The sequence below is a fragment of the Arthrobacter sp. SPT-J7 genome, from assembly GCF_059089965.1.
Window position 1 is genome coordinate 1 of the sequence record NZ_JBNHFF010000059.1, and the last position, 14644, is coordinate 14644.

General features: G+C 66.7%; 16 protein-coding genes. 4 read left to right on the forward strand and 12 right to left on the reverse strand.

What is annotated here, in order from left to right; translation table 11 throughout:
• From AC5RWX_RS22340 to AC5RWX_RS22385, 10 genes are all read right to left on the reverse strand, one after another.
• A partial coding sequence (locus tag AC5RWX_RS22340) for a bifunctional heptose 7-phosphate kinase/heptose 1-phosphate adenyltransferase (protein ID WP_494098510.1) occupies positions 1-558 on the reverse strand: 558 nt, incomplete at its 3' end.
• 50 nt (positions 559-608) lie between these two features.
• On the reverse strand, positions 609-2069 hold the full coding sequence (locus AC5RWX_RS22345; RefSeq protein WP_494098495.1) for an aldehyde dehydrogenase family protein: 1461 nt from the start codon (positions 2067-2069) through the stop codon (positions 609-611).
• Positions 2070-2111: 42 nt separating this feature from the next.
• Positions 2112-2813 carry an SDR family oxidoreductase gene (locus AC5RWX_RS22350; protein WP_494098496.1) on the reverse strand — a complete coding sequence of 234 codons (702 nt, stop codon included), beginning with the start codon at positions 2811-2813 and terminating at the stop codon, positions 2112-2114.
• 85 nt (positions 2814-2898) lie between these two features.
• Entirely contained in the window at positions 2899-4347 is a 1449-nt protein-coding gene (locus AC5RWX_RS22355) for a PfkB family carbohydrate kinase (protein WP_494098497.1), read from the reverse strand.
• Positions 4344-5102: a D-sedoheptulose-7-phosphate isomerase gene (locus tag AC5RWX_RS22360; protein WP_494098498.1), complete on the reverse strand. Its 759-nt coding sequence runs from the start codon at positions 5100-5102 to the stop codon at positions 4344-4346. The genes AC5RWX_RS22355 and AC5RWX_RS22360 overlap by 4 nt, the downstream gene beginning before the upstream one ends.
• Positions 5099-6352: a glycosyltransferase gene (locus tag AC5RWX_RS22365; RefSeq protein WP_494098499.1), complete on the reverse strand. Its 1254-nt coding sequence runs from the start codon at positions 6350-6352 to the stop codon at positions 5099-5101. Before AC5RWX_RS22365 ends, AC5RWX_RS22360 begins: the two co-directional genes overlap by 4 nt.
• Positions 6349-7383: a glycosyltransferase gene (locus AC5RWX_RS22370; RefSeq protein WP_494098500.1), complete on the reverse strand. Its 1035-nt coding sequence runs from the start codon at positions 7381-7383 to the stop codon at positions 6349-6351. Before AC5RWX_RS22370 ends, AC5RWX_RS22365 begins: the two co-directional genes overlap by 4 nt.
• A complete protein-coding gene (locus tag AC5RWX_RS22375) occupies positions 7380-8468 on the reverse strand; it encodes a glycosyltransferase family 9 protein (RefSeq protein ID WP_494098501.1) in 1089 nt (362 codons plus the stop codon). Before AC5RWX_RS22375 ends, AC5RWX_RS22370 begins: the two co-directional genes overlap by 4 nt.
• A complete protein-coding gene (locus AC5RWX_RS22380; RefSeq protein WP_494098502.1) occupies positions 8468-9004 on the reverse strand; it encodes a D-glycero-alpha-D-manno-heptose-1,7-bisphosphate 7-phosphatase in 537 nt (178 codons plus the stop codon). Before AC5RWX_RS22380 ends, AC5RWX_RS22375 begins: the two co-directional genes overlap by 1 nt.
• A gap of 165 nt (positions 9005-9169) precedes the next feature.
• On the reverse strand, positions 9170-10102 hold the full coding sequence (locus tag AC5RWX_RS22385; protein WP_494098503.1) for a sigma-70 family RNA polymerase sigma factor: 933 nt from the start codon (positions 10100-10102) through the stop codon (positions 9170-9172).
• Positions 10103-10248: 146 nt separating this feature from the next.
• Between AC5RWX_RS22385 and AC5RWX_RS22390 the strand changes: the two genes are divergently transcribed.
• Positions 10249-11304 carry an NAD-dependent epimerase/dehydratase family protein gene (locus AC5RWX_RS22390; RefSeq protein WP_494098504.1) on the forward strand — a complete coding sequence of 352 codons (1056 nt, stop codon included), beginning with the start codon at positions 10249-10251 and terminating at the stop codon, positions 11302-11304.
• Positions 11305-11347: 43 nt separating this feature from the next.
• Here AC5RWX_RS22390 and AC5RWX_RS22395 read toward each other — a convergent pair whose 3' ends face one another.
• Positions 11348-11878: a hypothetical protein gene (locus AC5RWX_RS22395; RefSeq protein ID WP_494098505.1), complete on the reverse strand. Its 531-nt coding sequence runs from the start codon at positions 11876-11878 to the stop codon at positions 11348-11350.
• 187 nt (positions 11879-12065) lie between these two features.
• Between AC5RWX_RS22395 and AC5RWX_RS22400 the strand changes: the two genes are divergently transcribed.
• From AC5RWX_RS22400 to AC5RWX_RS22410, 3 genes are read left to right on the forward strand one after another with little or no spacing between them, the layout of a single operon-like run.
• Positions 12066-12908 carry a hypothetical protein gene (locus AC5RWX_RS22400; RefSeq protein WP_494098506.1) on the forward strand — a complete coding sequence of 281 codons (843 nt, stop codon included), beginning with the start codon at positions 12066-12068 and terminating at the stop codon, positions 12906-12908.
• Positions 12905-13336, forward strand: a complete 432-nt coding sequence (locus AC5RWX_RS22405; protein WP_494098507.1) for a phage holin family protein — start codon at positions 12905-12907, stop codon at positions 13334-13336. The genes AC5RWX_RS22400 and AC5RWX_RS22405 overlap by 4 nt, the downstream gene beginning before the upstream one ends.
• Positions 13333-14007, forward strand: a complete 675-nt coding sequence (locus AC5RWX_RS22410; RefSeq protein WP_494098508.1) for a DUF3618 domain-containing protein — start codon at positions 13333-13335, stop codon at positions 14005-14007. The genes AC5RWX_RS22405 and AC5RWX_RS22410 overlap by 4 nt, the downstream gene beginning before the upstream one ends.
• A gap of 245 nt (positions 14008-14252) precedes the next feature.
• On the opposite strand, the gene AC5RWX_RS22415 is transcribed toward AC5RWX_RS22410, so the two are convergent.
• Positions 14253-14644: heavy-metal-associated domain-containing protein (locus AC5RWX_RS22415; protein ID WP_494098509.1), on the reverse strand; the 392-nt coding region annotated here is incomplete at its 5' end.

Sequence of the window (14644 nt, forward strand, 5' to 3'; positions counted from 1 at the left end):
CCGGACCGGATCGGCCAGCACCCCGTTGCCGTAATCGCAGACCAGCACGGCGTCCTGCCGGTCGACGGCGGCCCGCACGGAAGCAGCCAGCGCGGCCAGTGCCTCGTCGGGCACCGCCTTGGCGGAGTCGTCGATGCGGAGCATCACCTGCCCGCCGCTGCTGATGCGGATCTTGGTGGTGGTCACCATGTCCGGGTGGCTGTGCAGGTGGGTTACATCGATGCCCGCGGCCACCAGCTGGCTCCGGAGGTCCGCGCCGGCGTCGTCGGTTCCGATGATGCCTGCCACCGATGCCCGGGCACCGAGGGCAGCCAGGTTCATGGCGGTATTGGCGGCTCCGCCGGGAACGGACTCCCGGGTCTGCACGTCCACCACCGGGGCTGGGGCTTCCCGGCAAAGCCGTTCGATGCTGCCGCTCCACCAACCGTCCAGCATCAGGTCGCCGATTACGAGGACCGCCGGTTCCTCTGCGGCCAGACGCCCTGGCAGCCATTCGGAGAGCGCCCGCTGGCTGGAGAGGTCCACGTCGCCAGGTTCCACCGGAAGCTCGGCGGGCATAACTACAGGCCTGCCGGCAGGGTCGGCGGGCATGCTATCTGGTGACAGACTCATGACTCGTCCTGCTGCTCAGCTGCGGATTCCGCGGCCGCCGCCGCTTCACTGGCTGCAGCGGGCGGCGCCGCAATGTGCACCACCTTGACCCGGCTGAACTCGTCCAGGAGTTCAGGGCCGTAACCAAAACCCGCGCCGCTCTCGCCGCGTGGTTGGGCAGCACCGCCGGGGGCACCGCCGAACACTGCGTTGATCTTCACCGTTCCGACCGGGAGGGCAGCGACCGCCTGCTGGATGTGGGCGATGTTGCCGCTGAGGACGGTGGCAGCCAGGCCGTACCTGCCACTGCACGCCAAGCGAAGGCCGTCGTCGAAGGATTTCACCACTTGCACGGGGGCAACCGGCCCAAAGGTTTCCTCCGTCATGACCTGCATCCGGTCCGTGCATTCCAGCAGCACCGTGGCAGGGTACAAGGAACCCGGACCGTCCGGAAGGGCGCCTCCTTCGACGGCGTGCGCACCCTTGCTCAATGCGTCGGTCACCTGGGCGTGGACCGCCTCGCGCATCCGCAGGTCCACCAACGGGGCCACCGTCCCGTTGCTGTTGCGCACTGCTGCTTCGGCTTCCAAGGCCGCGCAGAAGTCTGCGGCTATGTCCTCGTGGACGTAGATCCGCTCGACAGCCACGCAGATTTGGCCGCTGTTGCTGAAAGCACCAATCGCCGCCTGCTCAGCCGCCCACAGCGGGTCAACGTCGCGGTCCACCAACAGCGGATCATTGCCGCCGTTCTCCCTGATGACGTGGGCACCCGTCAGCGCTCCGGCCCTGGCTATCCGGGTGCCGGCAGCACTCGAGCCCACATGCGCGATGACGTCCACGTCGGACTGGGCCAGGAGCGCACCGACGCCGGCGCCGCCCGAAACCGTCTGGAACACGCCGGGCGGAAAGGCAGGTGCCAAAACTTCACCCAAAGCCTGACCCAGCCGCGGGCACCGCTCGCTTGGCTTGTGCACCACCGTGTTGCCTGTTGCCAGCGCAGCGCCGATCAGGCCGCAGGCCACCGCAACGGGATCGTTCCACGGGGTCAGCAGTACGGCCACCCCGCGTGGCTCGGCGACGGTGTAATCGGAGGCGAGCCGGTTGCCCCGCAGGCTGTAGCCGCGGTGGACGGGCCCCAGCTCCGCGTACTGTTCCAGCGTGGAAACCCCTGCGCCGATGCCGGCGAGCGATTCCTCCACCGGCCGCCCCGTTTCACTGGCGTTGAATTCCGCGAGCTCCTGGGCTGCCGCAGCAAGCGCCTTTGCAGCAGCACGAAGTGCCGCACCCCGCTCGGCCGGCGCAGTGGAAGCCCAGTCCGCCGCAGCGCCCCGGGCCACCCCTACTGCATGGGACACTGCCTCCGGTTCGGCCTCCGGCACGGTCCAAAGGACGTCACCGGTTCGTGGGTTCCGGATGGTGATGCCGTTGCTCCCGGCAGCTTCCGGGCGTGCAGTCGTTTCTGTTGCAATGGTGGGCATGAGATTCCTCCCGTCGAATTCCGGCCTGGTCGTATGTGCGGTTTAGGGCCAGGAGCCCTCTTCCTCGTGGCAGATCAGCATCTCGCGGACCTCGCATCCGGTTGGCTGGGACAGGGCGAAGAGGATGGCCTGGGCCACGTTGTTGGGGTCGTTGAGCCGCGAATCGTCCTGGGGCTTGTACTGCTCGGTGCGGTCGTCGAAGAAGCGCGTCTTCATTCCGCCGGGAATCATGGTGGTTACACCGATCTCCCCGCCGGTCTCAGCAGCGAGCGCATGGCTGAATCCCACCACCCCGAACTTGGATGCGCAGTATGCGGTGGCGTCGGCCACGGCGCGCTTGCCCAGGGTGGAAGCGATGGTTACTACCCTGCCATGCGAGGACTTGAGGTAGGGCAGTGCTGCGCGCACCACGGATACGGTGCCCATCAGGTTCACGCCGATGACCTTCTCCCACTCATTGGCCTCGACGTCGGCGAGCTTGCCGCAGCGGTCGATTCCAGCGGCCGTGACCACTGCTTCGAGTCCACCAAGGGATTCGGCGGCTTCGCGGACAGCGGCCTCCACGGCCTGCCGGTCCGAGACGTCCACTTCAAAGGCCTTCACGGCTGACACGTTGCTGATATCGCGGTCCAAAACCACCGGAGTGCCGCCTGCCTTGAGGACGGCATCGACGACGGCGGCCCCCAATCCGGAGGCACCTCCAGTAACGAGCACGCGGCCGGGTGTTTTTGATTCTGCAGTCATGGTGTTCCTTTCAATGGGGAATACAAAACTTAGGTTGGCGGAGACTGACCCGGGCCGCGCAGCCCACCCAGATCAGCCCAGCCGGTCAGCTGACCTTGGCGAGGGCATCCGCCAGGCCGGTGGTGGAACGGGCGGGGTGGTACGGCACCGTAAGGCAACGGCCGCCCCAGCTCTCCACCAGGCCGGCCTCGGGCAGGCTGGCACCCTTGTAGTCGCCGCCCTTGACCCAGATGTCGGGGCGAAGGCGTTCGAGGGCTGCCTCCGGCGTGTCTTCGTCGAAGACCATCACGGCGTCCACGCATTCCATGGCCAGGAGCAGTTCGGCCCGGTCGTGCTGGCCGATGATGGGACGCTCCGGACCCTTCAACCGCCGCACGGAGTCGTCAGAGTTCAGGCAGACGATCAAGCAATCCCCCAGCTCACGGGCAGCGGCCAGTGACCTGACATGCCCGGCGTGCAGCAGGTCGAAGCAACCACCGGTGGCCACTACCTTCCCGCCGTTTTCCCGCACGGCGCGGGCCAGCAGCAGGGGGTCGTTCACCCGAGGCTTTGGCTGCGTGGGCTCCCCGCCGTTATCGGGAAGGGCGGACACCCCGCCGTTGGCGAGGAAATCTGCGGCGTCATGGACGGCCAGTTCCGCGGCTTCGACGAGGTCGCGGCCGGCCAGCAGGTGCACGGCGAGGCTCGCTGCGAGCCGGTCACCGGCACCACAGGGATCACCGGCTTCCACCCGGGGCGCGGGAACAGGCTGGGGGCTAAGGTCACGCCGGCACAGGACGGCGCCCTGTTCACCCTTCGTGACCAGGACAGCACGGCTGCCCCATTCTTCCAGCAGGACCGCGCCAGCCTCGGCGGCCGGATCCCCGGCAGCAACGTCCCAGACACCAGCATCCCGTGCAGCGTACTTCCCGCCGTCCCATGACCCGCCATCCTGCGGGGCGCGGTTTTCTTTCCGGCCGCGCGACTGCAGAGCCTTTTGGGCCTCGGACAGGTTGGGCGTGACGACGGCGACTCCCGGCACCGGATCCGGCCCCGCAGGATGCGGGTCCCATACGATCGGCACGTGCCCGGCAAGCCGGGCCAGGAGCTCCCGGAGCTGCGGGTTGGCCGCCAGCCCCCGCCCGTAATCGGCAACGATGATCACGCCCGCCTTCTCCACCTCGCGGAGCATGGCAGGACTGACGTCGGGCACGGGAGCCCTCTCGCAGCCCTGGTCAAACCGGACCACAGGATGCGATCCGGCCCGCACGCGGGTCTTGACCGGCGAGGCGTGGCCGCTCGGACCTGCCACCAGCCGCACTCCCGCGAGGTGGGCTTCAAGCTGCCGGCCGGCGTCGTCGTCGCCCAGGACGGTCACCAGCGTGACGGGCCAGTTGTCCCCGGCCAGCATCCTGGCCACCAGCCCTGCTCCCCCGGCACGGCGCCTGACACAGGAAACATCCACCACCGGCACGGGTGCGTCCGGGCTCAGCCGCGTGGCCTCGCCGGACAGATCCACGTCCAGCATCACATCGCCCACGACGACGATCCTCATACCCCGCCACCCCGCTTCTGCAGTCCGTGGTTTTGCAGGCCGTACTTGTGCTGACCGTGGTTGTGCTGGCCCTGCCCCTCCGTTGAGCTGTGCCTGGCCACTTCCAGGTCGAAGGCGCGGCAGATCGCGTGCAGGGCGATCAGGTGGCCCTCCTGGGCGTTGGCGTTGAAGGCGTCAATCATCACGGCCTGGTCGCAGGCCTCGGCCAACGGATTGGGGCCGGCTCCCGTGAGCGCCCAGGTGGTCACGTTCAGGCGGGAGGCGACCTCGGCGGCCCGCAGCAGGTTGGGGCTTTTGCCACTGGTGGAGAGCAATATCAGCACGTCCCCGGACCGGCCATGCGCCCGCACCTGGCGGGCGAAGACGTCGTCGTAGCCGTAGTCGTTGGCGATGGCCGTCACCGCTGATGACTCTGCGTGCAGGGAAATGGCAGAAAACGGAACCCGCTCGCCGTCGAACCTGCCCACCAGCTCCGCAGTGAGGTGCTGGGCCTCCGCTGCCGAACCGCCGTTGCCGGCTGCAAGCAGCCGCTGGCCGCGGAGCAGGCGCTGGGCCAGTTCCACACCCCAGGCCGCAAGCCGGCCGGACTGGCTCCGCAGTGATTCGAGCGCCGGCACCACATTGTCCAAGTGGATACGGACCGCATCCACACTGTCGGGGTCCACAAAAGGGGCACCCGGCAGTACCGCGGGCAAGGCGGCAGGCGTTGCCAAAGTTTGCAGGTCAGCCTCACGCAGGGACGATTCCGCCGTCACAGCACCGCTCCTTCCATCGGGACAATACCGGCGGCAGCGCCGGCCGCCGCCAGTTGATAAGCCTTTTCGGTTTCGGCCGCCACGCGGTCCCAGGAATACCGCGTCCGGGCACGCTTCTTCCCCGCGCTGCCAAGCTCCGCCCGCAGGCTGGGGTTCTCAAGCAGCAGGGCGAGCGCCGATGCGATAGCTTCGGGGTCCCGCGGCGGCACGTGCAGGCCCGTTCCGTGGTCCACCACAGTGTCCCGCAGGCCACCCACTGCCGCAGCGACAACAGGGACACCGCAGGCCATGGCCTCCAGCGGGACAATGCCAAACGGTTCGTACCAGGGCGCGCACACCACGGCGTCGGCGCTGCGGAAAATCCCGGGCATCTCGCCACGGGACACCTGGCCCTGCAGGGTCACCTGGTCCGCTATGCCCAATTCGGCTGCCAGGTCCAACAGGCGGCGCACTTCAGGATCGGCATGGAGGGCGCCGGAGTCTCCGCCGCCACCCACAATGAGCAGTTCGACGTCCTCAAAACCCGCCTCGCGAAGGTACGGGAGCGCCCGGATCACCAGGTCCACTCCCTTGCGCGGCACCAGGCGGCCAACGGAGAGAATACGGTGGGTGCGCTTCCTGGCGGCGACGGGACCGTCAGCGGAAAAGAAGCCGAGGTCCACACCGCAGGGGGCGATGGAGATCTTTCCCGTGTTGATTCCCATGGCCTTGAGCTCGAAGACCTCATCGGAGCAGGTGGCGACGATCCGGTCCGCTGAGCGTCCAACGCCGGGCTCGAGCCAGCGCCGCTCCGGCGGACTGGTGTCCTCTGCGCCCTGGTGCCGCCGCTTGACGGTGCCCAGTGCGTGGAAGGTCTGGATGACGGGCACCCGGTAGCCCTGCTCCGGCCGCCGGGCGGCGTCCAGGGCTGCGACGCCGGACATCCAGAAGTGCCCGTGGACCACATCGGGCGGCCGATGGCCCCAGTCCTTGGCCACGCCCTCGGCAAGTTCCCCCATGTAGGGCAGCAGTTCGTCCTTGGGAACATGGCGCGCCGGGCCGGCGTCCACGTGGACCACCTCCAGGCGGCGCCCCACGCGGACCCTTGCCGGAAGCTCCGTTGCATCCCTGCGGGTGTAGACAGTCACGTCGTGCCCCCGCTTGGCAAGGGCTTCAGACAGTGCGGCAACGTGCACGTTCTGCCCGCCGGCGTCCACCCCGCCCAACGCCGCCAGTGGACTGGCGTGCTCGGAAATCATGGAGATTTTCATGGGGTCTTCCTCTCTCCCGCCGGAACAAGGATCTTCCTGTCCAGGCGTTCGTTATCGGAGTGCCGGAGCCGGCCGCCCAGGTCCGCCAGGAGCTCATCCCAGCGGTCCTGAAACCTGCCCAGGCTGTAGCGTTCCAGTGCCGCCTCGCGGGCGGCAACGCCCCGCCGTCGGGCTTCATCCGGATTGTTGACCAGCTGCCGCGCAGAGCGGAGCAGCTCATCGATATCGGCAGAAACGGCGCCGGCCTCCGGCGGCACTGCCCGCGGCGCTTCGGTGGTTGCCAGGGCGACTACCGGCATCCCCAGGTGCATGGCCTCCAGGAGGGACAGGCCCAGGGAAGTCCAGCGCATGGGATGCACATAGACACGGCAGCGGGCCAGTTCACGGTGCAGTTCCCGGGTCTGGAGGTCGCCGCGGGCTGTCAGCCGGGACTCATCGATCCCGGCGGCGGCAGCCAGGCCATCGGTCTTCATACCGAAGACCTGCAGCGGCGCCACGGTTGCGAAGGCGGGCAGCAGGTCAGTCCCGGTGACACGGCCGCGGCGGATGGGCTCGTTCACCACCACGCCCAACTCCGGCAGCTCCCCTGTATAGAGCTTCCCGGGGTCCGGGATTCCGTGTTCGATCACCAGGGTGCGGGCTGACCCGTTGTCCCATGCCAGCTTGTTGAAATGGGTGACGTGTACCAGGGGGATGCTGTGCTGGTCCGCGAGCGGATGCGGCGTGAAAGGGAAGTCGCCCTTGGGGGTGTTGTGCTCAAGATACACGGCAGGCAGGTCAACGCCGGGCCTCCGGCCCAGCAGACGGGCAACTTCGTCGATTTCCTCGGGGCGTTGAAGAACGACGGCGTCAACGGCGTCGGCGTCCAGCGCCGCCAGGTCCACCTCCCGCACTGATGCCGGCCAGTCCCTGCCGGCACGGCCAAGCCCCCAGGCACCACCTTCCGGCAGGACGGGAAGGAGGTACTCATGACGGCCGCGGACAAACGCGTCCGTCCAGGAACCGTGGACGTGCCAGAGCAGGATTCTCATCTGTTGCGGGCCTTTCTACGGGTACTGACGTGGGTGCTGAAGGAGCTGACTCCGCCGATCAGGCGTTCTACGGCAGCCACCACTTCCTCGGGTGAAACGGAGTCAAGGCAGGGGTGGCCGGGAACGGGGCAGACACGGGCCCGGGTCATCCGGCAGGCCGCGTTTTGGTCGCCGAGCAGTTCCAGCGGCACCCCGTAGGGTGCCCACCGGACAGCCGGCACCACCGGCGAAAAGAGGCACGCAACGGGTGTACCCACTGCTGCGGCGAGGTGCGCTGGGCCGGTGTTGCCCGTCACCACGGCGTCGGCGCCCGCCAGGACTCCAGCGAGGGTGTGGAGGTCCGTGCGCCCACCGAGGTCAAGTGCGGATGGCCCGGCGACGGTGGCGGTCAGGGATGTTTCGCCGGGGCCGCCGGTCACCACGACGCGGTGACCTGCGCCCTGGAGAAGTTCGACGGCGGCCGCGTGGTGCAGCGGCGGCCAGGCCCTGGCGGGGACGGCGGCCCCGGGGTGGACCACCACGTAGGGTTCCTCACCCACCAGGTCGCGGACATTGGGGACTGATGTCAGGCGGAGTTTTCCGTCGTCGCCTGCGGGAAGCCGGAATCCTCCCGCCTCGGCGATGCCCAGCGCGCGTTCGGCCTCGGGCTGGTCCTCAGGGAAGTCTTCACCCGGCTTGAGCCGGACATCCAGCAAGGAGCCCGCGTAATCAGTGGAGGCCCCGGTGATTCGTTCAACACCGGCGAGCCGGAGAAGCAGGGCGAGCGGCAGGGGCGACTGGTGGAAGGAGGTGAGGATGACTGCTTCGGTGATCCTGGAGTTCCGGACATAGTCGATCAGCCTGTCCGCGTGCGGGCCGGTCATCCTGGGCGCAGGATTCATGATCCAGGGGCTGTCCCAGCTGTAGACCTCGGCGGCACCGGGCAACATACCCGCCGCTGCCTCGCCCTGCCTGCCGCAGAGCATCACCACGTGGTTTGGCCGGCTGCCGTCCGGGAACCGTCCGTTTGCCACGGCCCGCACGGCGGGTCCTGCCAGGAGAACGTCGCCCATGCTGTCCAGGCGTGCCACCAGCACGCGGCCCATCAGGGCCGCTCCGCTAGCAGCGAGACGGCCTCGGCCAGGTTCCGGGCCACCAGCCGGGACTCTGCCACTTCCTCGGCCCTTGTCACCGGCGTTGGCACCAGGACACCGGTTGCTCCGGCCGCTTCGGCGGCATGGACGTCAGCCCCAATGTCGCCGATCAGCGCCGCCTCCGATTCCTGGATGCCAAGTTTGCGGCACGCCCTGTGCACCATCCCCGGCGCGGGCTTGCGGCAATCACAGCCGTCCTGTTCGGAGTGTGGGCACACCTCCCACACGTCGAAGGGGCCCAGGAGCTCTTCCACCCGGGCGTTGACATCCGCAACGTTGGCTGCGGTGATCAGGCCGCGGGCAATTCCCGACTGGTTGCTGATGACTCCGGTTGCTATCCCGTCGGCGCGAAGTGCGTCCAGAACAGCCTTGGCGCCGGGCATTGGCGTGACCAGGCCGGGGTCGCCGTTGTAGGGCACGTCGACCACCAGGGTCCCGTCCCGGTCGAACAGGACAGCGCGGAACTTGGAGGATACGGAGCTTCCCATATCCTCCCTGTTCCCCACTGCTGCTGCTCCTAAACAGGGGCTGCTGCTTTTCTCGCCTTTCGGTTGGTGATCCGTCAGTGGTTTGAACAGGCAAGATAGGTCTGCTGATGCTGCCCCCGCCCTCTTCGGAGACTGCTCCTGGGGCCCGGGAATGGTTTGGCAGGCTTACCTGCTCCCGGCCCGCGTGCCGCTCCGGCGGGCAGGAATCTTGCTGCTGGACGCTGCGGTGCCGGAGGTACGGCGGGCAGGGCCTACAGAAGCCGTGGAGCCGGTGGGGCGCTCCTGCTCGTCACTGGCGCCGTCTCCATGGGTGCTGCTTAGGAGCGTGCGCTGGAGTTCAACGAGGACCCGGGCCAGCCGGCGGGAAACCTGCATCTGCGACATCCCCAGCCGCTTCCCCAACTGAACCTGGGTCTCCTCACAGAAATAGCGGCGGTAGAGCAGTTCCCTGTCCGCGGCATCCAGGTCCTGCATGGCCTCCCGCAGGCAGGCAAGGTCCTCAAGCCGCTCCAGGGGCGTCTCAGGGCAAGCGAGCAGATCGCCAATCGAGGGAGCGTCACTGTGGACGTTCGCCGCGTCCAGCGAGTCCGGATGCATACTGCTTGACGCTGAGATGGCTTCCTGCACCTCGGCGGCATCCGCCCCCAGCTCCGTAGCCAGCTCGGCCACGCTCGGGTTCCGGCCCAGGGACTGCACCAGCTCCGGTTCCACCCGGAACATCCGGGTGCGAAGGTCCTGGATGTGCCGGGGCGGCCGGACCACCCATGTGCGGTCACGCAGGTAGCGTTTCAACTCGCCGGCGATGGTTGGAGCAGCGTAGGCGGGAAAGCTCTCCCCTTTGGTCTGGTCGAAACCGCGGGCGGCCTTGACCAGGCCGAGGTAGGCCACCTGATTCAGGTCGGCCCGCTCCCGCCCCCGGGCTTCGAAGCGGGCAGCCAGGGCCTCAGCAAGGTCCAGGTAGCTCAGGACCAGGTCGTTTTCGAAGGTCTCACGCAACCGGCCCGCCTTGGCGGCGGAACGGTTGGCCCTCGGTGGTTCCGGGCACGGCTCGTGGACAGGCGTAACGTCCAGGGCGGGCGCGGCGAAAGATTGGGGCATTGTCGTTGGTTCCCTCGGTCTGGTTCCGAAAGCCTGCGGCAAGACTTAGCCATAGGAAATCATAAGGTTGCTTATAAAACAATCCTTCGCGGCATTAGGCTCGGCATGTAAGACGAACGCACGCCCCCTGCCAAGGAGTCTTTGCCATGCGAATCGCCGTTATTGGAGCCAGCGGAAACGCAGGAACAGCACTGCTGCGGAACCTGCAGGGCCAGCTGTCCAGGAAGCCGGAAAGCCTGCAACTGACCGGGATCAGCCGGCGGCTGCCGGACACATCCCGGCCGCCCTACGAGGGAGTGGAGTGGCACACGCTGGATGTGGGGCTTGAGCGCGACCGCCCCAAGCTGGAATCGGCTCTTGCAGGAGTGGATTCCGTGGTCCATCTGGCGTGGCAGATTCAACCGAACCGGGACCTGGATCAGCTCTACCGGACCAACGTCACTGGAACAGCGAATGTCCTGGAGGCCGCGCGGAACGCCGGCGTTAAACAGGTTGTCTGTGCCTCATCAATCGGCGCCTACAGCAAAGCCCCCAAGGATCGGCGCTCGGATGAGTCCTGGCCTGCGCAGGGTATGGCGGGCTCGCATTACAGCCGGCACAAGGCAGCGCAGGAAAAGCTCCTGGACGAGTTTGCGGCGGCTGAGCCGGGCATCGCCGTCGCAAGGCTTCGCCCCGGGCTCATCTTCCAGCGGGATGCCGGAAGCGAGATCGGCAGGTATTTCCTCGGCCCCCTCATCTCCCGGCTCCTGCCAAAAAGGCCTTGGCTTCCACTGCTGCCCGCTCCGGACAACCTGATTTTCCAGGCAGTTCACGCGGACGACGTGGCTGAAGCCTACTGGCGGGTCATCGATCAGCGTGCTTCCGGGCCTTTTAATATTGCAGCGGAGCCGGTACTCACACCACAGGAACTTGGCCGGATTGTGCGGGCTCAAAGAATCCTCCCCATCCCCATGGGCCTGCTCCACAAGGCTGTGGGCCTCGCCTGGCGGCTCCGGCTGATACCCACCGACTCCGGCTGGGTCGAGATGGCGGCGGGGGTACCAGTAATGGACACCGGACGGGCCCGCCGGATCCTGGGCTGGGAAGCGAAGACTTCATCGGTAGAGGCAGTTCTTGACGTGCTGTTCGGCATAGGAACGGGGGAAGGAGTTAATCCCTCCCCCGCGCTGAAACCGAGGCACGGCACTTCACCTAAGAGCTAGGCGCCGCCCCGCCCCTGGCGTGGATACCGCGCAGCTAACGGCGCTAGATGCCTGAGCGCGGATTGTCGCGATCCAGGTGGGAGCCGCCCTGGCCAGGGCTGGCACCATCGTTGGGGCGGTCCTCGCGGGCGTTGTCACGGCCTCCCGGTCCGCGGGCAGTATCAGCAGCGTCCCTGGCCGCATTGGGGCGATTGGTGTTGCCGCGGCTGGCGTCGTCCCGGTCTCCCTTGACGTCAGGGTCAAGCTCGTCGGCTTTCCGTGTCCTTTCGCCCACGTCATCGCGGAGCGTTTTGGCCTCGGTGGCCTGCTGGTCGGCATGCTGGCTCAAGCGCGCGGCTTCGATTTGGGCCTGCTCTGCGTCCGCCCTGGCGCGTGCCGCCTTCGCTTCCCGTTCCCGGGCGTCGAGTTCCCTGTTCTCGGCCTCCCGCCGGATTTCCGCGGCCTTCTCGCGGTTCGCATCGTCCCGCTTTTGCTGAATCGCCTTCCGGCGCCGTCCTGTCGCGAGCAGCAGCAGCACAATCAGCACCACCACAACTACGGCAATTACCACCCAGACCCACGGAGCTATTTCCAAATTTCCCACCACTTTCACTTCGACGTGACCGGGCCGGCGAAAGCCATTCCGGCTGACATTTTTGGAACTGTTAGTAACTCCCTTAGCAAGGGTACTTACCTTTTATTAGTAATCATGCTTATTATTTTACGGCCAGTATCGCTGGTTCTTGATCAACAACCGGCCTTCTTGGAAAGAGAGAGCGAAGATGACAGAGAACCAATGGCCCGAGGATCCCGCTTACACGGCTCCGCCGGCCTCCACAGGAACTCCGGGCGAGCGAACCGCGAGCACTTTCCCGTCCGCCGCCACCCCCCAATATGGCGAGACCTCCACCGGTGACGCCTCCGGGACGTCCCGCAAGGAAGCAGCGAAGGAAGAAGCAGCAGATGTAGCCCGCACGGCGAAGGGCTCCGCGCAGAATGTGGCGCAGACGGCGAAGGAAGAAGTGGCCAACGTTGCTTCCGAGGCGAAGTCCAGCGCGCAGGGTTTGCTGTCCCAGGCGAAGTCGGGGTTCAGCAGCCAAGCCGGAACGCAGCAGCAGAAGGCAGCCGAAGGCATCCGCACCATTTCCGCCCAGCTGCAGAGCATGGCTGACGCCCCGGACCAGCAGGGCATGGCCAGTGACCTCGTCCGGCAGGCTGCCCAGCGCAGCGAGTCGGTAGCTTCCTGGCTTGAAAACAAGCAGCCAGGCGACCTGCTCGGCGAAGTTCAGAAGTTCGCCCGCAACAAGCCCGGCACCTTCCTCCTGCTTGCCGCAGGCGCCGGCGTCCTCGCAGGCCGCCTGACCCGCGGCCTCACCGCAGGCACCATGGGTTCACAGGGCTCCGTGCAGTCCTCCCCGGCCCAGCGGCCGGTGGCCGCCCCGATGGCACCCCTCCGGCAGGAGACGGCGTTCGCTGCAGGAAGTGACACTGACCTGTACGACGAGCCCGTTGTAGGCACCGGAACTCCCGTGTCCACAACATCGTTGCCTTCCGGTACCGCGGAAGACACGCCCCTGCGCTTTGAGGATGACCCGTACCAGTCGAAGGAAGGACGCCACCTGTGAGTAGTTCTATTCCGGAGCCGCCTCCGAGTGAGGCGCATGTGAAGGCGGACAACGCGTCCCTGGGTGAGTTGCTCGGTGATGTGACCCGGGATCTGTCCACCCTGATGCGGCAGGAACTCGAACTGGCCAAGGCCGAAGCCAAGCAGTCCGCCACGAAGGCCGGCAAGGGCGGCGGCATGCTCGCCGGAGCCGGCGTCGCGGGGCACTTCGTCCTGCTGTTCCTTTCCCTGGCCCTGATGTTCGCCCTGGGCGCCCTGATGCCGCTGGGCTGGGCCGCCGTGATCGTCGCCGTGATCTGGGGCATCATCGCCGCGGTCCTGGCCTCGATGGGCCGCAAGGAACTCAAGCAGATCAAGGGCATCCCGCAGACCAGTGAAACACTCTCTGAAATTCCCCCAACCCTAAAACCAGGTGAGGTAAACCGATGAGCGATAACCCGGACGCAATCCGCCAAGACATAGAAGCCACCCGCGCACGCCTGGGCACCAACGTGGACGCGGTCGCCGACAAAGTCACCCCCGCCAACATCGTCCACCGCCAGACCGACAAAGTCACAGAATCAGTGAAAGGCGCCGTGTCAGGGGTCAAGGAGAAAATCATGGGAGCAGCAGACTCAACCACCACCCAAGTCCAGGACAAGGTCTCCTCCGGCACCAGCCACACCGGGGACGCCCTGCACAGCACCGGCGAATCCCTGCACGGGGCCAAGGACACCGTCTCGGCCAAACTCAGTGACGCCGGAACCGCGATCTCCCACGCCCCGGGACAGGTCAAGGCCCAGGCCCAGGGCAACCCCCTGGCCGCCGGCCTAATCGCCTTCGGCGCCGGGATGCTCATCTCGTCCCTGATCCCGGCCAGCACCAAGGAACGCGAAGCCGCCCAGCAGCTCAAAACCGCCGCCGAGCCCCTCGCCACCCAGGTCACCGACGCCGCCAAGGACATGGTCCAGGACCTGAAAGAACCAGCCCAGGAAGCCATGGACAACGTCAAAGCCACCGCCACCGACGCCGCCCAGAACGTCAAAGCCGAAGGCCAAGGCGCCGTCACCGACGTCAAAGACCGCGCCACCGACGCCAAAACCAACGTCCAAAACACCTAAAGTTCTTCAGGTACGGAAAGGTCGGCTCCCGCAGGGAGCCGGCCTTTCCCGCGTTCGGGCAACGCACGCACCGACGCATGCAAACGGGCGGTAAGCGGCGCATGAATCGTGTGCTGCCGAAGCCAACCTTCGGGGCCTGATAGGGGCACGCATGCCGACGTTACGTCTCTGCGGCTAGTGGACCCCGTTACCGGAAGCCCCGATTCCGGCGGTTGGCTGCAGGGAAATCGCGGAGTACTACCGGCTCAGTTGCCGATAAAGGTGTAACCCGCGGAGGTAACGGCCTCACGGACAGCGACGCCGTTGACGTGACCGCCGACAACCAGACGGGAACGACCTCCCGAAACGAGCTCAACAGAGGCAGATTCCACACCCTCAAGGGCCGAGACCGCCTTCTCAACAGTCTGCACACAGTGCCCGCAGGTCAAACCTTCGACGGTGAACTCGACGTTGCCAGTGCCAACGTGCAGGAAGGAGGGTTCGGATGAGCAGCAGTTGCACCCTCCAGCCGACGAGGCAAGAGGCAGTTCGGTGCGTTTTTCGGATTCAAACATGTCAGTTTCCATTCCTTGGCAGGCATCAATGGGTGTTGGGATTGACGGCTGTAAGGGCGGGTGCCGGGCACCGGCCGGGACAT

Excerpts from the sequence above, each read along its gene's own strand:
- AC5RWX_RS22345 (WP_494098495.1), bottom strand. The coding sequence starts at position 2,069 with ATGCCCACCATTGCAACAGAAACGACTGCACGCCCGGAAGCTGCCGGG.
- AC5RWX_RS22350 (WP_494098496.1), bottom strand. The coding sequence starts at position 2,813 with ATGACTGCAGAATCAAAAACACCCGGCCGCGTGCTCGTTACTGGAGGT.
- AC5RWX_RS22355 (WP_494098497.1), bottom strand. The coding sequence starts at position 4,347 with ATGAGGATCGTCGTCGTGGGCGATGTGATGCTGGACGTGGATCTGTCC.
- AC5RWX_RS22365 (WP_494098499.1), bottom strand. The coding sequence starts at position 6,352 with ATGAAAATCTCCATGATTTCCGAGCACGCCAGTCCACTGGCGGCGTTG.
- AC5RWX_RS22370 (WP_494098500.1), bottom strand. The coding sequence starts at position 7,383 with ATGAGAATCCTGCTCTGGCACGTCCACGGTTCCTGGACGGACGCGTTT.
- AC5RWX_RS22375 (WP_494098501.1), bottom strand. The coding sequence starts at position 8,468 with ATGGGCCGCGTGCTGGTGGCACGCCTGGACAGCATGGGCGACGTTCTC.
- AC5RWX_RS22380 (WP_494098502.1), bottom strand. The coding sequence starts at position 9,004 with ATGGGAAGCTCCGTATCCTCCAAGTTCCGCGCTGTCCTGTTCGACCGG.
- AC5RWX_RS22385 (WP_494098503.1), bottom strand. The coding sequence starts at position 10,102 with ATGCCCCAATCTTTCGCCGCGCCCGCCCTGGACGTTACGCCTGTCCAC.
- AC5RWX_RS22390 (WP_494098504.1), top strand. The coding sequence starts at position 10,249 with ATGCGAATCGCCGTTATTGGAGCCAGCGGAAACGCAGGAACAGCACTG.
- AC5RWX_RS22400 (WP_494098506.1), top strand. The coding sequence starts at position 12,066 with ATGACAGAGAACCAATGGCCCGAGGATCCCGCTTACACGGCTCCGCCG.
- AC5RWX_RS22410 (WP_494098508.1), top strand. The coding sequence starts at position 13,333 with ATGAGCGATAACCCGGACGCAATCCGCCAAGACATAGAAGCCACCCGC.